Below are 15,581 nucleotides of genomic sequence, written 5' to 3'. Positions count from 1 at the left end.
ACTGTGAGAGCTTTCGTGTCGTACTGCAGGGGTGTTACGGGCGCCGGATCGCGTCGGAGGCGGCCGTGGCGGCCGGACCGGCCGCGAGCTCGGTCTCCAGAAGCTGCTTGCCGAGCAGCTCGGGGTCCGGCAGGTCCATCGGGTACTCGCCGTCGAAGCAGGCACGGCACAGGTCCGGCTTGGCGATGGTGGTCGCCTCGATCATTCCGTCGATGGAGATGTACGCCAGCGAGTCGGCGCCGAGCGAGGTGCCGATCTCGTCGATGGTCATCCCGTTGGCGATCAGCTCCGCGCGAGTGGCGAAGTCGATGCCGAAGAAGCAGGGCCACTTCACCGGCGGGGAGGAGATCCGGATGTGGACCTCGGCCGCGCCCGCCTCGCGCAGCATGCGGACCAGGGCCCGCTGGGTGTTGCCGCGCACGATCGAGTCGTCGACCACGACCAGCCGCTTGCCCTTGATGACTTCCTTCAGGGGGTTCAGCTTCAGGCGGATGCCGAGCTGGCGGATGGTCTGCGACGGCTGGATGAAGGTCCGGCCGACGTAGGCGTTCTTCACCAGGCCGGCCCCGAACGGGATGCCGGAGGCCTCCGCGTAGCCGATGGCGGCCGGGGTACCCGACTCCGGTGTCGCTATGACCAGGTCGGCCTCGACCGGGGCCTCCTTGGCGAGGCGGCGGCCCATCTCGACGCGGGAGAGGTACACGTTCCGGCCGGCGATGTCGGTGTCCGGGCGGGCCAGGTACACGTACTCGAAGACACAGCCCTTGGGCTTCGCTTCCGCGAATCGGGAGGTGCGCAGACCGTTCTCGTCGATGGCGACGAACTCGCCCGGCTCGATCTCCCGCACGAAGCTGGCGCCGCAGATGTCGAGGGCGGCGGACTCCGAGGCGACCACCCAGCCGCGCTCCAGCCGGCCGAGGACCAGCGGGCGGATGCCCTGCGGGTCGCGGGCGGCGTAGAGGGTGTGCTCGTCCATGAAGACGAGGCTGAAGGCGCCCTTGACCCGCGGGAGGACGGCGTGGGCGGCCTCCTCGATGGTCAGCGGCTTGCCGTCCTCGTCGGCCTGGGCGGCCAGCAGGGCCGTCAGCAGGTCGGTGTCGTTGGTGGCCGCGACCCGGGTGGAGCGGCCGTTGTTGTCCTTGGGCAGGTCGGCGACCATCTCGGCGAGCTGCGCCGTGTTGACCAGGTTGCCGTTGTGGCCGAGCGCGATCGAGCCGTGCGCGGTGGCGCGGAACGTCGGCTGGGCGTTCTCCCACACGGAGGCGCCGGTGGTCGAGTAGCGGGCGTGTCCGACCGCGATATGACCCTGGAGCGAGCCGAGCGAGGTCTCGTCGAAGACCTGGGAGACCAGGCCCATGTCCTTGAAGACGAGGATCTGGGAGCCGTTGCTGACCGCGATTCCCGCGGATTCCTGACCCCGGTGCTGGAGGGCGTAGAGCCCGAAGTACGTGAGCTTTGCGACCTCTTCACCCGGAGCCCAGACACCGAAGACGCCGCAAGCGTCCTGGGGGCCCTTCTCGCCGGGAAGCAGATCGTGATTGAGTCGACCGTCACCACGTGGCACGGCACCGAGTGTAGGCGAGGTCGACCACTGGTCCGAATTGGGGATGGGCACCGGCCTCGGAGCGGCAGGTGTCGATCACCTTGGCGGTTTCCTGGCTTTCGCAGGTCAGAGCGGTGACACGGGGCTGGCTCGAGGGTCGGCCCGCTTTCGCGGGCACGGGATCGGCGTGGACCGCGGGACACGTGAGTGAGGTGTCGCACATCATTCGGGTGCGTCGCGGCTGAGGCGCAGCCGGTCCCCGTCGCCGTCGGTGAGCGTCAGCTTCCCGTCGGCGGTCCTGGCGGTGATCGTGCCGGTGGTGAGGAAGCGGGCGAAGGCGCGCTCGAAGGTCATGCGGTCCTCGCCGCAGGCCATCTTGGTGGACCGGAGGTCGCCGAAGGTGATGCGGTCGCCGCGCACGGTGACCCGGGCACCGAAGCCGTTGCAGCCGAGATTGCCACCCGCCCGGCCGTCGGCGTCGATCCGCAGGCGCGCGGTGGCGGGCGCCCGCAGGGTGGTGCCGCCGGCGCTGAGGTCGTCGACCCGCCAGTCGACGCCGGTCACGGGCTGCCGCGCGCCCGCCGAGCCGCTGTTCGCCTGCCCGGAGGGGGTGCTGCCACAGGCCACCGTGAGCGGGACGAGCACGGCGACCGCCATCAGGGACATGCGCTGCTTGTACCGTTTCATGCGGATTCGACGTGGCGGCCCCGCCACCGGTTCCCTCACCTCATGAGCGGCAGCAGTTCCCCGATGTCGGCCCGCTCCCCGCTGGCGCCGACCATCGCCCCGGCGACGGCGGCCGCGAAGTCCAGTCGGCCGGTGGCCAGCCGGATCCAGGTCAGCGGATCGGTCTCCACGACGCTGGGAGGGGTGCCCCTGGTGTGCCGGGGCCCCTCGACGCACTGCACCACGGCGTACGGCGGAACCCGTACCTCGGTGGAGGCGCCGGGCGCCTTCACGGCCAGGGCGTCGGCGAGGAGCCGGGTGGCGGCGGCCAGCGCCTGGCGGTCCTGGGGCACCTCCAGGCCGGGCACGGCGGAGTTGAGGTCGTCGGTGTGCACGACGAGTTCGACGGCGCGGGTGACGAGGTAGTCGTCCAGCGGGAGGGCACCCGCGTCGGTCCGCAGGAGCCTGCCTCCGGGATGGGCGTCGAGCAGGGCGCGCAGGCCGGCGTCGGCCTCGGCGAGGTAGGCGTCGAGGCCGGGCCGCCCGCTCGCCGGGCCGGGGGCGAGCTCGTCGACGGCGGCGGAGTCGGCCGCGGTGGCCAACGGCCACTCGGCCACCCGGACGTCCTGCTTCGGCGGTGCGGGCAGCTCCAGGGCGCGGTGGACCGCGGTGACGGTCGTGCCGACGTGCGCGACCAGGTCCCGCACGGTCCACGAGCCGAGCCCGGTGGGCCGGGCGAGCTGCTCGGGGCCCAGGCCCCGGACTGCCTCCCGTACGTTGCCGAGCTGGGCGAGGACCGCGGCACGGGTCCTGGCGGGGTCGTATGCGCGGGCGCGCCTCTTGGCCGGAGACATGCCAGTGACCCTATGCCGCACGGCGGGCCGGGATCAGCCGGTTCCCACCCGCGCGGCCCGGGCGCCGTCGGCGACCCGGCCGGGGCCGCGGTGCCGCCGCGGCGCACGGTGGCGGGCGCACACGGGGGGGCGGCCCACGCCTCCGCGGCGGAGCCGGCGTTCCGCCGCGGGCCCGCGCGTCGCTGCCCCGCCCACGGCCGGCCCGTGGGCCGCACAGCCGAACGGCAGTGCGCGGCAGAGCGGTCGGCCGGCGCCCCGGCGGGCCCCTCGGTCGCGCCGCGGGCCGGGGCGCGGGACGCGCGGACGCCGTCCCGCGGCAGGTGCGGGCCCCGTCCCGCAGGACGTGCAGGCCCCGTCCGGTGCGCCGGACGGGGCCTGGGGTGCGCGGTGCGCGGTGCGCGGTGCGCGGGTTACGCCAGCAGCGCCGGGATCGTCGCCTCGTGGGCCTCGCTCAGCTCCGTGAGGGGGAGCGCGAACGCGCCCTGGACCTCGACCGAGTCGCCGTCCACGACACCGATGCGGGTGGCCGGCAGGCCGCGTGCGCCGCACATGTCGTTGAAGCGGACCTCCTCCGAGCGCGGCACGGCGACGACGGCGCGGCCGGCCGACTCGGAGAACAGGAAGGTGAAGGCGTCCAGACCGTCCGGGACGACCAGCCGGGCGCCCTTGCGGCCGAGCAGCGCCGACTCCACGACCGCCTGGACCAGACCGCCGTCCGACAGGTCGTGCGCGGAGTCGATCATGCCGTCGCGGGAGGCGGAGATCAGGATCTCGGCCAGCAGCCGCTCACGCTCCAGGTCGACCTTCGGGGGCAGACCGCCGAGGTGGTCGTGGACCACCTGGGACCAGGCCGAGCCGCCGAACTCCTCCCGCGTGTCGCCGAGGAGGTACAGGAGCTGGCCCTCCTCCTGGAAGGCGACCGGGGTGCGGCGGGCCACGTCGTCGATGACGCCGAGGACGGCGACCACCGGCGTCGGGTGGATGGCCGCCTCACCGGTCTGGTTGTAGAGCGAGACGTTGCCGCCGGTCACCGGCGTGCCGAGCTGCAGGCAGCCGTCCGCCAGCCCGCGGACGGCCTCCGCGAACTGCCACATCACCGCCGGGTCCTCGGGCGAGCCGAAGTTCAGGCAGTCGGAGATGGCGAGGGGCCGGGCGCCGGTCGTCGCCACGTTCCGGTAGGCCTCGGCGAGGGCGAGCTGGGCGCCCGTGTACGGGTCCAGCTTGGCGTACCTGCCGTTGCCGTCCGTCGCGATGGCGACGCCGAGGCCGGTCTCCTCGTCGATGCGGATCATGCCGGAGTCCTCGGGCTGGGCGAGGACGGTGTTGCCCTGCACGAAGTGGTCGTACTGCGAGGTGATCCACTTCTTGGAGGCCTGGTTGGGGGAGGAGACCAGCTTCAGGACCTGGTCCCGCAGCTCCTCGCCCGTCGCCGGCCGCGGCAGCTTGTTCGCGTCGTCCGCCTGGAGCCCGTCCTGCCAGGACGGGCGGGCGTACGGGCGCTCGTAGGTCGGGCCCTCGTGGGCGACCGTGCGCGGGTCGACGTCGACGATCTTGCCGCCGTGCCAGAAGATCTCCAGCCGGTCGCCGTCGGTGACCTCGCCGATGACCGTGGCGATGACGTCCCACTTGTCGCAGATCTCGAGGAACCTGTCGACCTTCTCGGGCTCGACCACCGCGCACATGCGTTCCTGCGACTCGCTCATGAGGATCTCCTCGGGCGAGAGCGTGGAGTCGCGCAGCGGTACGTCGTCCAGGGTGACGCGCATGCCGCCGGAGCCGTTGGAGGCCAGTTCGGAGGTGGCGCAGGACAGACCGGCCGCGCCGAGGTCCTGGATGCCGACGACCAGCTTCTCCTTGAACGCCTCCAGGGTGCACTCGATGAGCAGCTTCTCCTGGAAGGGGTCGCCGACCTGGACGGCCGGGCGCTTGCTCGGCTTGGCGTCGTCGAAGGTCTCGGAGGCCAGGATGGACGCGCCGCCGATGCCGTCGCCGCCGGTCCGGGCCCCGTACAGGATGACCTTGTTGCCGGCGCCGGAGGCCTTGGCGAGGTGGATGTCCTCGTGCCGCATCACACCGATGGCTCCGGCGTTGACCAGCGGGTTGCCCTGGTAGCAGGCGTCGAAGACGACCTCGCCGCCGATGTTGGGCAGGCCCAGGCAGTTGCCGTAGCCGCCGATGCCGGCGACGACGCCGGGCAGCACACGCTTGGTGTCGGGATGGTCGGCCGCGCCGAAGCGCAGCGGGTCGACCACGGCCACCGGGCGCGCGCCCATCGCGATGATGTCGCGCACGATGCCGCCGACACCGGTGGCGGCGCCCTGGTAGGGCTCGACGTACGACGGGTGGTTGTGCGACTCGACCTTGAAGGTGACCGCGTAGCCCTGGCCGACGTCCACGACGCCGGCGTTCTCGCCGATGCCGACGAGCAGCGCGTCCGACCGGGGCGCCTTCTCGCCGAACTGGCGCAGGTGGACCTTGGAGGACTTGTACGAGCAGTGCTCGGACCACATGACCGAGTACATGGCGAGTTCGGCGCCGGTCGGGCGGCGGCCGAGGATCTCCACCACCCGCTCGTACTCGTCCTTCTTCAGGCCGAGTTCGGCCCAGGGCAGCTCGACGTCGGGGGTCGCGGCCGCGTGCTCGACCGTGTCCAGAGGCGTCCGGCTCATGCGTTGACCAGCTTCTTGAGGATCGAGGTGAAGAAGGGGAGGCCGTCGGTACGGCCCGAACCGATCAGCGGCTCGACGGCGTGCTCGGGGTGCGGCATGAGGCCGACGACGTTCCCGGCCTCGTTGGTGATGCCGGCGATGTCGTTGAGCGAGCCGTTGGGGTTGCCGTATCCGTCGGCTGCGGCGCCGTCGACGAGGTACCGGAAGGCGACCAGGCCCTCCGCCTCCAGCCGGTCCAGCGTGTACTGGTCGGCGACGTACCGGCCGTCCATGTTCTTCAGCGGGATGTTGATCTCCTGGCCCCGGCGGTAGTCGCCGGTCCAGGCCGTCTCCGCGTTCTCCACCCGCAGCTTCTGGTCGCGGCAGACGAAGTGGAGGTGGTCGTTGCCCAGCATGCCGCCCGGCAGGAGGTGGGCCTCGGTGAGGACCTGGAAGCCGTTGCAGATACCGAGGACCGGAAGTCCGGACCTCGCCTGCTCGATGACCGTCTCCATCACCGGCGAGAAGCGGGAGATGGCGCCGGCCCGCAGATAGTCGCCGTAGGAGAAACCGCCGGGCAGCACCACGGCGTCGACCTGCTTGAGGTCCTTGTCCTTGTGCCAGAGTGCGACCGGTTCGGCGCCCGCGAGGCGGATCGCGCGCCGGGTGTCCCGGTCATCGAGACTTCCCGGGAAAGTGACGACGCCAATACGAGCGGTCACTTGGCCGCCTCCGCGACTTCCGCGCCCTCTTCCACCTTGACGATGAAGTCCTCGATCACCGTGTTGGCGAGGAAGGATTCCGCAAGATCGTGGATGCGGGCGAGCACGGCCTCGTCGACCGGCCCGTCAACTTCCAGTTCGAAACGCTTTCCCTGGCGGACGTCCGAGATCCCCTCGAAACCCAGGCGCGGCAGCGCACGCTGGACCGCCTGGCCCTGGGGGTCGAGGATCTCCGGCTTGAGCATGACGTCGACTACGACGCGTGCCACTGGCACTCCCGGTGTGTGGTGCTGAGCAGGTTCCTTCAGACTACCCGCACAAAATTTCTACGCGAGTAGAGTTGGAGGAAACTACGTGAGCCGCATCACGATCGGGTGACGGGTGCGCTCCCTCGCGAAAAGTTCTGGGAAAGTTCCACGGACCCGGCCCACGACATCTATTGCGCGGAGACACGCGGGCGGATTTAGTCGGGCTTCACTTTGCATTGCCGGGCACTGTACAAATGAATTGGCAATAGCCGATACTCGGCACGTCATCGCCGGATGAGCTGTATCGACGTGCCGCACGAAGGGACCGATATTCGTGGCGCAAAAGGTCGTGGTCACTCTCTTTGACGACATCGACGGCTCGGAAGCGGCGGAGACGATCGCCTTCGGACTCGACGGCAAGTCGTACGAGATCGACCTGAACGAAACAAACGCCGGAGAGCTGCGCAAGGCGCTCGCGCCCTACGTGGAGGCGGGCCGCAAGCGCTCGCGGTCCGGCAAGGCGTACAAGCAGACCGAGGTCGCCCCCGACCCGGCGGCCGTACGGGCCTGGGCCCAGGCGAACAAGATGGACGTGCCGGCACGCGGACGCATCCCGAAGAAGGTCTACGAGGCGTTCAGCGCCGCGCAGTGAGGGCCCGCGAAGGGGCGAGCCCCCAGGGTCCGTCAGCGGGCCCTGGGGGCCGTGCACTTGGCCGTCCCGGGAGGCGACTTGCGCTACCCCCCTGCTGATCAGCTAATGTCTGGGACACGCCGAGGGGCGAGGCCGAGAGGCCGGATCCCGCGGACCGTGCGGGTGTAGTTCAGTAGTAGAACATCCCCCTTCCAGGGGGAAGGCGCAGTGTGCAATTCCTGTCACCCGCTCTGGCACCGGTCGTTCTGACCACTCCTGTGGATCAGGTAGGCTGGTGCTCGCACCGATCGGTGGGAGCCGGTCGGGGGCAGTGCGGACGTAGCTCAGTTGGTAGAGCGCAACCTTGCCAAGGTTGAGGTCGCGAGTTCGAGCCTCGTCGTCCGCTCGGAAAAGGAGCCCCGGTCCTGTGGACCGGGGCTCTTTCGTGCGCCCGCATCCTCCCGAACGCCGATCGCGGGCACCGCACATGTGAGGGTCGCCACACCGAACGGGCCCGCACCGGCGGAGCCCCGGCGCCCGACGCCCCACCCGCACCATGCGCACCACGCTCTGCGGAAACCGCCGCGCGGACACGGAGTTGACCCCCCGCCGGAACCCGCCTCCCGCCCGGGACCGGCCCGGCGCCGGTCCCGGCCGGGTCCGGCGCCGGGCCCGGCGTGCGGCGGTGCGTCCCGCGCACCCGCGAGGTTGGGTATAGTTGCTCTCGCGCCACGGCGCAGTGCGGACGTAGCTCAGTTGGTAGAGCGCAACCTTGCCAAGGTTGAGGTCGCGAGTTCGAGCCTCGTCGTCCGCTCCATGGTGAAGCCCCCGGTTCCGGCCGGGGGCTTTTCGCATGTCCCGGAACCTCTCCGGGGACCGGGGTTCCGTCGTCTCAGGACCAGGCCGTGCCGGTGAGCCGCTCGTACGCGTCCACGTACTTCTGCCGGGTCGCCTCGACCACCTGCCGCGGCAGCGCCGGCGGGGGCTGCTCGCTCCGGCGGTCCCAGCCGGACTCCGCGGAGGTCAGCCAGTCCCGGACGTACTGCTTGTCGTACGACGGCTGAGCGCGGCCGGGCTGCCACCGGTCGGCCGGCCAGAAGCGGGAGGAGTCCGGGGTGAGCACCTCGTCGGCGAGGACCAGGGTGTCACCGTCGAAGCCGAACTCGAACTTGGTGTCGGCCAGGATGATTCCGCGGTCGCGGGCGATGTCCCGGGCGCGGGAGTACACGGCGAGCGTGGACTGCCGGAGCTGGGCGGCGGTGTCCGCGCCGACCTGGCGGGCGACCTCCTCGTAGGAGACGTTCTCGTCGTGCTCGCCGACCTCGGCCTTGGTCGCCGGGGTGAAGATCGGGGCGGGCAGCTCCGATCCGTCCACGAGGCCCTCGGGCAGGGCCAGTCCGCAGACGGTGCGGGACTCGTCGTACTCGGCGAGGCCCGAGCCGGTGAGGTAGCCGCGGGCCACGCACTCGACCGGGACCATCCGCAGGGACTTGCAGACCAGCGTGCGACCGGCCCAGTCGGCGGGGGCGTGCTCGGGGAGCTCGGTACTGATCACGTGGTTCGGGGCCAGGTCGCGCAGTTGGTCGAACCACCACAGGGAGAGCCGGGTGAGGACGCGGCCCTTGTCGGGGATCTCCGTGGGCAGCACCCAGTCGTAGGCGGACAAGCGGTCGCTGGCGACCATCACGAGGTCGCCCGCCTCGTTCCGGTACAGCTCGCGCACCTTGCCGGTGTGCAGGTGCACCAGGCCCGGAACCTGGATCGGCTCGGGCTTTTCTACGAATCCGGACACGGTTCCTCCCCGTGGTTCTGTCCAATGGCTCGATTGTCCCGTATCGGACATGCGCCGACGACAGCGGGTCAGTCCCGTTTGCAGATGCGGTCCAGCAGGTTCGCCGTGGCCCGCTGGATACGCGGATCCACGTGGCCGGGACGGTCCAGGGACGGCGACCAGGCGAAGGTGCCGGAGGCGAACACCCAGGCACCGGAGGGGGCCCGGTAGAGGGACGTCTCCTGGTGCCGGCGGACGCCTTCGTTGTCGGTGTAGGGGGAGTGCGCGAGCAGCACGCGCTCGTCGTGCTCGGGCAGCGGGGTGCGCGGGAAGTAGCGGTCCGCCTCTCCGGCCACCAGGCCCTCGATCCCGTCGCCCTCGCGCGCCCCGGTCGCGTCCCACAGCCAGTGGCCCGCGTTGCGGACGATCAGCGGATGCGGCTCGGGGACACGGCCCGCGTACTGGATGCCGACGAGCTGCTGCTCGGGCCGGCCGGTCTCGCGCCACAGCACCGCCTTTCCCGGGCCTCTGCGCTTGCGGCAGGTCAGCAGCCGGTCGGGCACGCCGGACGCGGACGGGCCCAGCTCCACCTGCCAGTACATGGTGTTCGCGGAGAGGAAGACCAGGGAGGTGCCGTGGTCCCGGGCGTTCTCCACGGCCCGGCGCATCGGCACCGACCAGTACTCGTCGTGGCCGGGGAAGACCAGCCCCCGGTACCGGGTGGGGTCGACGCGGCCGGCGTGCAGGTCGCGGGCGTCGGCGTAGGCGATGTCGTAGCCGTAGCGCTCGGCCCAGCGGATGAAGTCGTAGGCGTGGCCGACGTGCAGGGGCAGCCCGGCGCCCGCGTACGGGCGGTCGAAGGAGACCGTGGTGGCCGCGTCCGCCTCGCCGAGCAGACAGCCCTTCTCGTCCCAGGCGTGGTACAGGCTGGCGCCGGTGCGGCCGTCCTCCGGGTAGAGGTTGTACGCCTGCCAGGTGATGTCGGGCAGCAGCAGGAGCAGGTCGGCCGGGTGGTCGTCGCGGACCGTGAAGGGCACGTGGGAGCGGTAGCCGTCGGCGGTGGTGAGCACGGCCACATAGGCGCCGACGGTCCAGTGCGAAGGCACCTGGAGGCGCCAGGAGAGCCACCAGTGGTGGCAGGACACCGTGCGGTCGGCGGCCAGCGGCGGGAGTTGGACGATGCCGGAGAGCCGGGGGCTGGTGGTGATCTTCGAGGCGCCGTCTCCGCCGTAGTGCCCGATCCGGTAGATGTCGACGCCGAACTGCTGCGGCGGGTCGACGGTGATGTGGAAGTCGATAGCCTCGCCGGGCGCGACCGCCCCGGTGGAGGTGAAGCCCTTGATCTGGCGGTGCACGTCGTCGGCCGAACGGGGCCCCTGCCCGGCCGTGCGCGGCGCGGGGATGCGCGGGCGCTCGCCGGCGGGCTGCTGCGGGCTCGGGTCGACGTACCAGGGCACGACGTGCCCGGTGTCGTCGAAGTACGTCTCACTGCCGCGCAGCCAGGGCACCGGTCCCTGGCCGAAGGGGTCCGTGACGGCGTGCGCGAGCGCTCCGGACTCCCAGCGGCGGATGTGGTCCGAGGCCATGGACGCTCCCCTCCCTCATGCCCCCGTTGCCAGCGTGGTGCGTGCTGCTCGGTCGTGCTGTCGTATGTCGCGTGCCTTTGCCATGTGCGCGGTCGGTTGCCATGTGCGCGGTCGGTCCCAGCACATCACATAACGCACGGATCTGGTCACTGTTCGTTGCGAATTGACCTGAACTGGAAGTCCGGGCTCCGTTAGGCACCGGATCCGGCAGGGCCCCCGGCACGATGCCCGGCGAGCCGGGAGCGGGGCGTCAGACGAGCCGCACCGGCTTCTCCGGGCGTATCCCGGACGCGCTCAGCCAGTCGCGCAGCGGGCCGGGGTCGCCCTCCTCGATCAGGTGCAGCACCTTGGGTCCGAGGTCGGCGGCCCGCTCGCCGTCCAGCAGCAGCGAGGGGCCGTCCAGCCAGTCGAGGGCGGGGGCCGCGCCGGCCGTGTCCACGGCGGCGCAGCAGACCATCGCCGTGACGTGGTCGGCGAGCAGGTCCCGGCCGGTGCGCGGGGGCTGGAGCGGGAACAGCGGCAGGGCTCCGTCGTCCCAGAGCGAGCTGTCCGGAAACAGCCCGGCGGCGGTCGCGCCCTTCGGTGCCGCGGCCTCCTCCCGGGCCAGCTCCGCGCTCAGTCCGGCGGCCAGGATCGCGCTGCGCTCGGTACCGGGGTCGGCGTCGTCGTCATCGGCGCCGGTGCCGTCGTCCTCGGTGGTCTCGTCGTCCTCGATGGTGTCGTCGTACTGGTTGGTGCCCACGGTGGCGGTCGGCCCGGCGGCCGGGCCGGGCCGACCGGTCGCGGCGACGTCCGCGTCCCCGGTGGCGGTGTCCGCGGCGGCGGCCCGCTCATCGGGCGGGTTCGGGTGGTCGGCCGAAGCGACGGACCCGTCACCGGTGATCACGTCCGGGGCCGCCGGACGCGTGCCGTCCGGGCTCCCGGCCGGGTCGGGCGTGCCCCCGGTGGCCGGGTGGCCGGGTTCCGCGAGGTGGTCCAGGACCCGGGCCAGCGTGGGGCCGCCCTGGCCGGGAGCGACGAGGACGGGCCGGACGCCGAGGGAGTCCAGGACGCGGTGCAGCCGTGCCGCGTGGGCACGCCAGGTGCGATCGACGACCTCCTCCGGGTACGCCTGCCAGTCCACCGGCGCCCAGTCCGGGCCGGTCTCGGCCGGCCCGCCGTGGAACAGGCGGGCGGCGAGCAGGGAGGCGGCCTCGTCCACCGCGCCGGGCTCCTCCAGGAGGTCGCAGGCGGGACGCTCTCCGAGGCGGGAGGCGAAGCCCTCGGCCAGGCGGTCGCGCCGGGACAGCTCGGTCAGGGCGGACACCACACCCGCGTCCAGCCGGGAGGGCCAGCGGCCCATGCGCCAGGCGGGCAGCGCCACCTTGGTCAGCAGCCGGTCCCAGCCCGCGTAGGCGAGGCCGACCTGCTCCTGGGCGACGATCCGCAGTCCGTAGTCCACGCTCTGCGCGCGCTCGGCGGCGGCCGCGGCGACCCCGCGCTCCATCAGGGCCGCGTGTTCGCGGCAGGCGCGCAGCATCAGCCGGGCGAGCCAGCCGAGACCGGCGCACACCACCCGGATCAGCGGGCAGCGGCCGGGCGTCGAGGCGACCGCCACCGTGGCGTCGAGTCCGCGCACGAAGCGGCGGGCCGCGGCTATGTCCGGGTGCGCGGAGGGTCCCGTACCGGCGACGACCGGGGCGAGGACCGCCCGCAGCTCACCGACGCGCATCCACCACAGGAACGGGGAGCCGATCACGAGGACGGGCGCGGTGGCGGCCCGCCGTCGGCCGTCGAGGCCCGGTCCGGGACCGGGGCCCGCCGTTGCGTCCTCGTCACGCGTCGGCCGCGGGGGCGGGCCGTGGGCCGGGTGGGCCCGGTCCTCCAGCCAGCTGTCGCAGTCCGGGGTGAGCGCTATGGCCGAGGGCGCCGGGACGTCGAGCCGGTCGGCGAGGTCCCGCACCAGCCGGTAGAGGTCCGGCGCCGATTCCTCGGCGACCGGGACCGTGGGACTCACGGCCGGGCGGGCACGGGCCACCACCAGCGCGACGCCGGCCGCGGCCAGCAGCACGAGCGCGGCCGGCACGCCCACGGCCCAGCGGGCGGTGTCCCAGCCCGGACCGGTGAGCCGGCCGGTGGCGCCGCCCGTCAGCAGGACCACCTCGACGGCCGCGGGCAGCAGGGCCACGCCCAGGGCCCTGCCGCGGACACGCAGCACGGCCAGGGCCCGCGAACGCGCGGCCTGCGCGCCCGCCTCGACTCCGGTTCCGGTCATGATCGGACCTCACCCCCTCCCTGCCGGTCCCACGCTGTCCTGGCGTTGCTCACTCCCCCACTGTGGCACCCGTCACTGACATCGCAATGCCGGTGGGCCAAGTGCCGGAACGCTTGCGCCGCACCATAGTTGGGGCCCCGGTCCCCGTCAGCCGTATGGGGGATTGGTCACTCGATGGAATGGCCTTGGTCAGAGGTGACCGACGGACAGCAAGGGTCAGGCCCCGGATCGCGGGTCCGGGGCCTGGGGTGTCGCGTTCGGATCAGCGTCCGGCGGGGCGCCCGCAGCGGGCCGTCCGGAAGCCCTCGTACTGGATGTACCTCGGGCTCTCGGCCGGTGCGCGAGAGTGCCCGCCGGGCGTCGCGGCGGGCGGACACCGGCCGACGCGGCGCCGGGAGCGAGACGGGTGAGAGGAGCGGGAGGGGCGGGAGGGGCGGGGCGGGCCGGTCAGGCGCCCGCCGCGCGTGCGGCGATGTCCGTGCGGTGCTGGGAGCCGTCGAGACGGATGCGGTCCACCGCCCGGTACGCCCGCTCGCGGGCCGCGGACAGGTCCTCGCCGGTGGCCGTGACCGAGAGCACCCGCCCGCCCGCGCTCACAACCGCGTCACCGTCGCGCCTCGTCCCGGCGTGCAGGACGTAGGCGTGCGGGGCGTCCTCGGCGGCCACCTCGTCGAGACCGGTGATGGGGTCGCCGGTGCGCGGGGTGCCGGGGTAGTTGTGCGAGGCGACGACCACGGTGACGGCCGCGTCCTCGCTCCAGCGCAGCGGCTCGAGGTCGGCCAGGGTGCCGTTCGCGGCGGCGAGCAGGACGCCGGCCAGCGGGGTCCGCAGGCGGGCCAGCACGACCTGGGTCTCGGGGTCGCCGAAGCGGGCGTTGAACTCGATGACGCGCACGCCGCGCGAGGTGATCGCGAGGCCGGCGTACAGCAGCCCGGAGAACGGGGTGCCCCGGCGCCGCATCTCGTCCACGGTCGGCCGCAGCACCGTCCGGAGCACCTCGTCGACCAGCTTCGGGTCCGCCCACGGCAGCGGCGAGTAGGCACCCATGCCACCGGTGTTGGGGCCCTCGTCGCCGTCCAGGGCGCGCTTGAAGTCCTGGGCGGGCTGGAGCGGGACGACGGTCCGGCCGTCGGTGACGGCGAACAGTGACACCTCGGGACCGTCGAGGAACTCCTCGACGACCACCCTGCCCCGCTGCCCGGAAGGCGGGTGAGCCACCCCCACGCAGGCCGCGGCGTGCGCCTTCGCGGCGTCCGGGTCGGAGGTGACCACGACGCCCTTGCCCGCGGCGAGACCGTCGTCCTTGACGACGTAGGGCGCCCCGAAGGCGTCCAGGGCCTCGGCGACCTCGGCCTCCGTGGTGCAGACGTACGACCGCGCGGTCGGCACCCCGGCCGCCGCCATCACCTCCTTGGCGAAGGCCTTGGAACCCTCGAGCTGCGCGGCCTCCCGGGAGGGGCCGAACACCGGGATGCCCGCCTCGCGCACCGCGTCCGCCACACCGGCGACCAGCGGGGCCTCCGGACCGACGACGACGAGGTCGGCCCCGAGGTCGCCGGCCAGCGCGGCCACGGCCTTGCCGTCCAGCGCGTCGACCTGGTGCAGCTCGGCCACCTCGGCGATGCCGGCGTTGCCGGGTGCGCAGTGCAGGGCGGTGATGTCGGGGTCGAGGGACAGGGAGCGGCACAGGGCGTGTTCGCGGGCACCGCTGCCGATGACGAGGACCTTCACGGGGGTCAGCCTACTGGCAAGGTCGCCGAAGTCCGCCGGGTGGGCTTCCTGTGCGTTCCTACGAACGAGGGGCCGGCCGGCAGGCCGGCGGCCCCGCTACTCGTGGGTGAACTCCTCGACCACCGTCGCCCCCAGCTCCCGCACGATCAGTGCCTGGCCGGACAGGGCGGACTCGTCCAGGTCGGGGTCGTCGTCCTCGGGGATGTCGTCCTCGGGCGCTACGGGCACCGGCTCGGGGGGCCGGGCGGGCTGCGGAGCGGGGGCGGCCGGAGCCGGCGCGGCCGGTGCACCGCCCTGGGAAGGAGCGGGCGCGGACGGACCCGGCTGGGGTCCCGCGGGCCGGGGGGCGGACGGGGCGCCGTAGCCGCCGGCGGAAGCGCCGCCGTAGCCCGCGCCACCGGCTGCGCCGCCTCCGCCGAAGCCCGGTGCGCCGCCGGACGGCGGGGGCGCGGAGCCGCCCGAGGGGTCGACGACCGCCTCGATCTTCCACTGCACGCCGAACTGCTCGGTCAGCGCCTGCCGCAGCACGTCCTCGCTGCCACTGCCGGCGAAGTTGTCCCGGGCACCGGCGCTGACGAAGCCGAGCTGGAGGGTGGTGCCGTCGAAGCCGGCCACCTGGGCGTTCTGGCTGAGCAGGATCCAGGTGAAGCGCCGGCGGTTCTTGACCGCCTCGAGGATGTTGGGCCACAGCACGCGGGGGTCGAGCCCGCCGGCCTGGGGAGCGGCCGGGGCCGGGGCGCTCGCCGCGGGAGCCGCCGCAGCGGCCGGCTCCGGGCGCTGCGGCTGGGAGCGGGCCGGAGCGGCGGCGCCCTGCTGGGGGCCTGTCGCGGCCGCCGTGGGCCACCCGCCGGGCCGCCGTCCGCCACCGGCCGGGGCGGCGGTGGGCCAGGCACCGGGGGCCGGTCCGGAGGCGGGGGCCGAAGGCTC

At 73.0% G+C, this 15,581-nt stretch carries 11 protein-coding genes, 3 tRNA genes and 1 pseudogene; 4 read left to right on the top strand and 11 right to left on the bottom strand.

All coding sequences use genetic code 11. The features are described 5' to 3' along the window. Positions 1-34 precede the first annotated feature (34 nt). The 6 genes from purF to purS all read right to left on the bottom strand — a co-directional run bounded on the left by purF (position 35) and on the right by purS (position 6,702). Positions 35-1,564 carry an amidophosphoribosyltransferase gene (gene purF, locus MXD57_RS25905; protein ID WP_250404441.1) on the bottom strand — a complete coding sequence of 510 codons (1,530 nt, stop codon included), beginning with the start codon at positions 1,562-1,564 and terminating at the stop codon, positions 35-37. 201 nt (positions 1,565-1,765) lie between these two features. Further along, positions 1,766-2,230 carry an META domain-containing protein gene (locus MXD57_RS25900; protein ID WP_250404440.1) on the bottom strand — a complete coding sequence of 155 codons (465 nt, stop codon included), beginning with the start codon at positions 2,228-2,230 and terminating at the stop codon, positions 1,766-1,768. A 35-nt stretch (positions 2,231-2,265) separates the two neighbouring features. Beyond that, entirely contained in the window at positions 2,266-3,063 is a 798-nt protein-coding gene (locus tag MXD57_RS25895) for a sterol carrier family protein (protein WP_250404439.1), read from the bottom strand. 410 nt (positions 3,064-3,473) lie between these two features. Beyond that, positions 3,474-5,732, bottom strand: coding sequence for a phosphoribosylformylglycinamidine synthase subunit PurL (gene purL / locus MXD57_RS25890; RefSeq protein WP_250404438.1), 2,259 nt, complete (start codon positions 5,730-5,732; stop codon positions 3,474-3,476). Next, the gene (purQ, locus tag MXD57_RS25885; protein WP_250404437.1) at positions 5,729-6,433 is read right to left on the bottom strand and encodes a phosphoribosylformylglycinamidine synthase subunit PurQ; all 705 of its coding nucleotides are present in this window, start codon (positions 6,431-6,433) and stop codon (positions 5,729-5,731) included. Before purQ ends, purL begins: the two co-directional genes overlap by 4 nt. After that, on the bottom strand, positions 6,430-6,702 hold the full coding sequence (gene purS, locus MXD57_RS25880; RefSeq protein WP_250404436.1) for a phosphoribosylformylglycinamidine synthase subunit PurS: 273 nt from the start codon (positions 6,700-6,702) through the stop codon (positions 6,430-6,432). The genes purQ and purS overlap by 4 nt, the downstream gene beginning before the upstream one ends. A 313-nt stretch (positions 6,703-7,015) precedes the next feature. Between purS and MXD57_RS25875 the strand changes: the two genes are divergently transcribed. From MXD57_RS25875 to MXD57_RS25860, 4 genes are all read left to right on the top strand, one after another. Beyond that, positions 7,016-7,333: a histone-like nucleoid-structuring protein Lsr2 gene (locus tag MXD57_RS25875; RefSeq protein WP_250404435.1), complete on the top strand. Its 318-nt coding sequence runs from the start codon at positions 7,016-7,018 to the stop codon at positions 7,331-7,333. 158 nt (positions 7,334-7,491) lie between these two features. Further along, a tRNA-Gly gene (locus tag MXD57_RS25870) sits at positions 7,492-7,563 on the top strand. An 82-nt stretch (positions 7,564-7,645) separates the two neighbouring features. Then, positions 7,646-7,718: transfer RNA gene (locus MXD57_RS25865), tRNA-Gly, on the top strand. A gap of 335 nt (positions 7,719-8,053) precedes the next feature. Further along, a tRNA-Gly gene (locus MXD57_RS25860) sits at positions 8,054-8,129 on the top strand. Positions 8,130-8,204: 75 nt separating this feature from the next. Here the strand turns inward: MXD57_RS25860 and MXD57_RS25855 are convergent. From MXD57_RS25855 to MXD57_RS25835, 5 genes and pseudogenes are all read right to left on the bottom strand, one after another. Next, positions 8,205-9,104: a phosphoribosylaminoimidazolesuccinocarboxamide synthase gene (locus tag MXD57_RS25855; protein ID WP_250404434.1), complete on the bottom strand. Its 900-nt coding sequence runs from the start codon at positions 9,102-9,104 to the stop codon at positions 8,205-8,207. Positions 9,105-9,172: 68 nt separating this feature from the next. Further along, the gene (locus MXD57_RS25850; protein ID WP_250404433.1) at positions 9,173-10,669 is read right to left on the bottom strand and encodes a N,N-dimethylformamidase beta subunit family domain-containing protein; all 1,497 of its coding nucleotides are present in this window, start codon (positions 10,667-10,669) and stop codon (positions 9,173-9,175) included. Positions 10,670-10,919: 250 nt separating this feature from the next. Further along, positions 10,920-12,923: a hypothetical protein gene (locus MXD57_RS25845; RefSeq protein ID WP_250404432.1), complete on the bottom strand. Its 2,004-nt coding sequence runs from the start codon at positions 12,921-12,923 to the stop codon at positions 10,920-10,922. A 447-nt stretch (positions 12,924-13,370) separates the two neighbouring features. Then, entirely contained in the window at positions 13,371-14,654 is a 1,284-nt protein-coding gene (gene purD / locus MXD57_RS25840; protein WP_250404431.1) for a phosphoribosylamine--glycine ligase, read from the bottom strand. A 96-nt stretch (positions 14,655-14,750) separates the two neighbouring features. Continuing rightward, positions 14,751-15,581: pseudogene (locus MXD57_RS25835) on the bottom strand (DNA polymerase III subunit gamma and tau); the annotation flags it as partial.

This window comes from Streptomyces cellostaticus, assembly GCF_023630175.1.
Lineage (GTDB): Bacteria > Actinomycetota > Actinomycetes > Streptomycetales > Streptomycetaceae > Streptomyces > Streptomyces cellostaticus_A.
The sequence above is the reverse complement of the archived record's forward strand: the minus strand, read 5'-3'. Positions and strand labels throughout refer to the sequence as shown.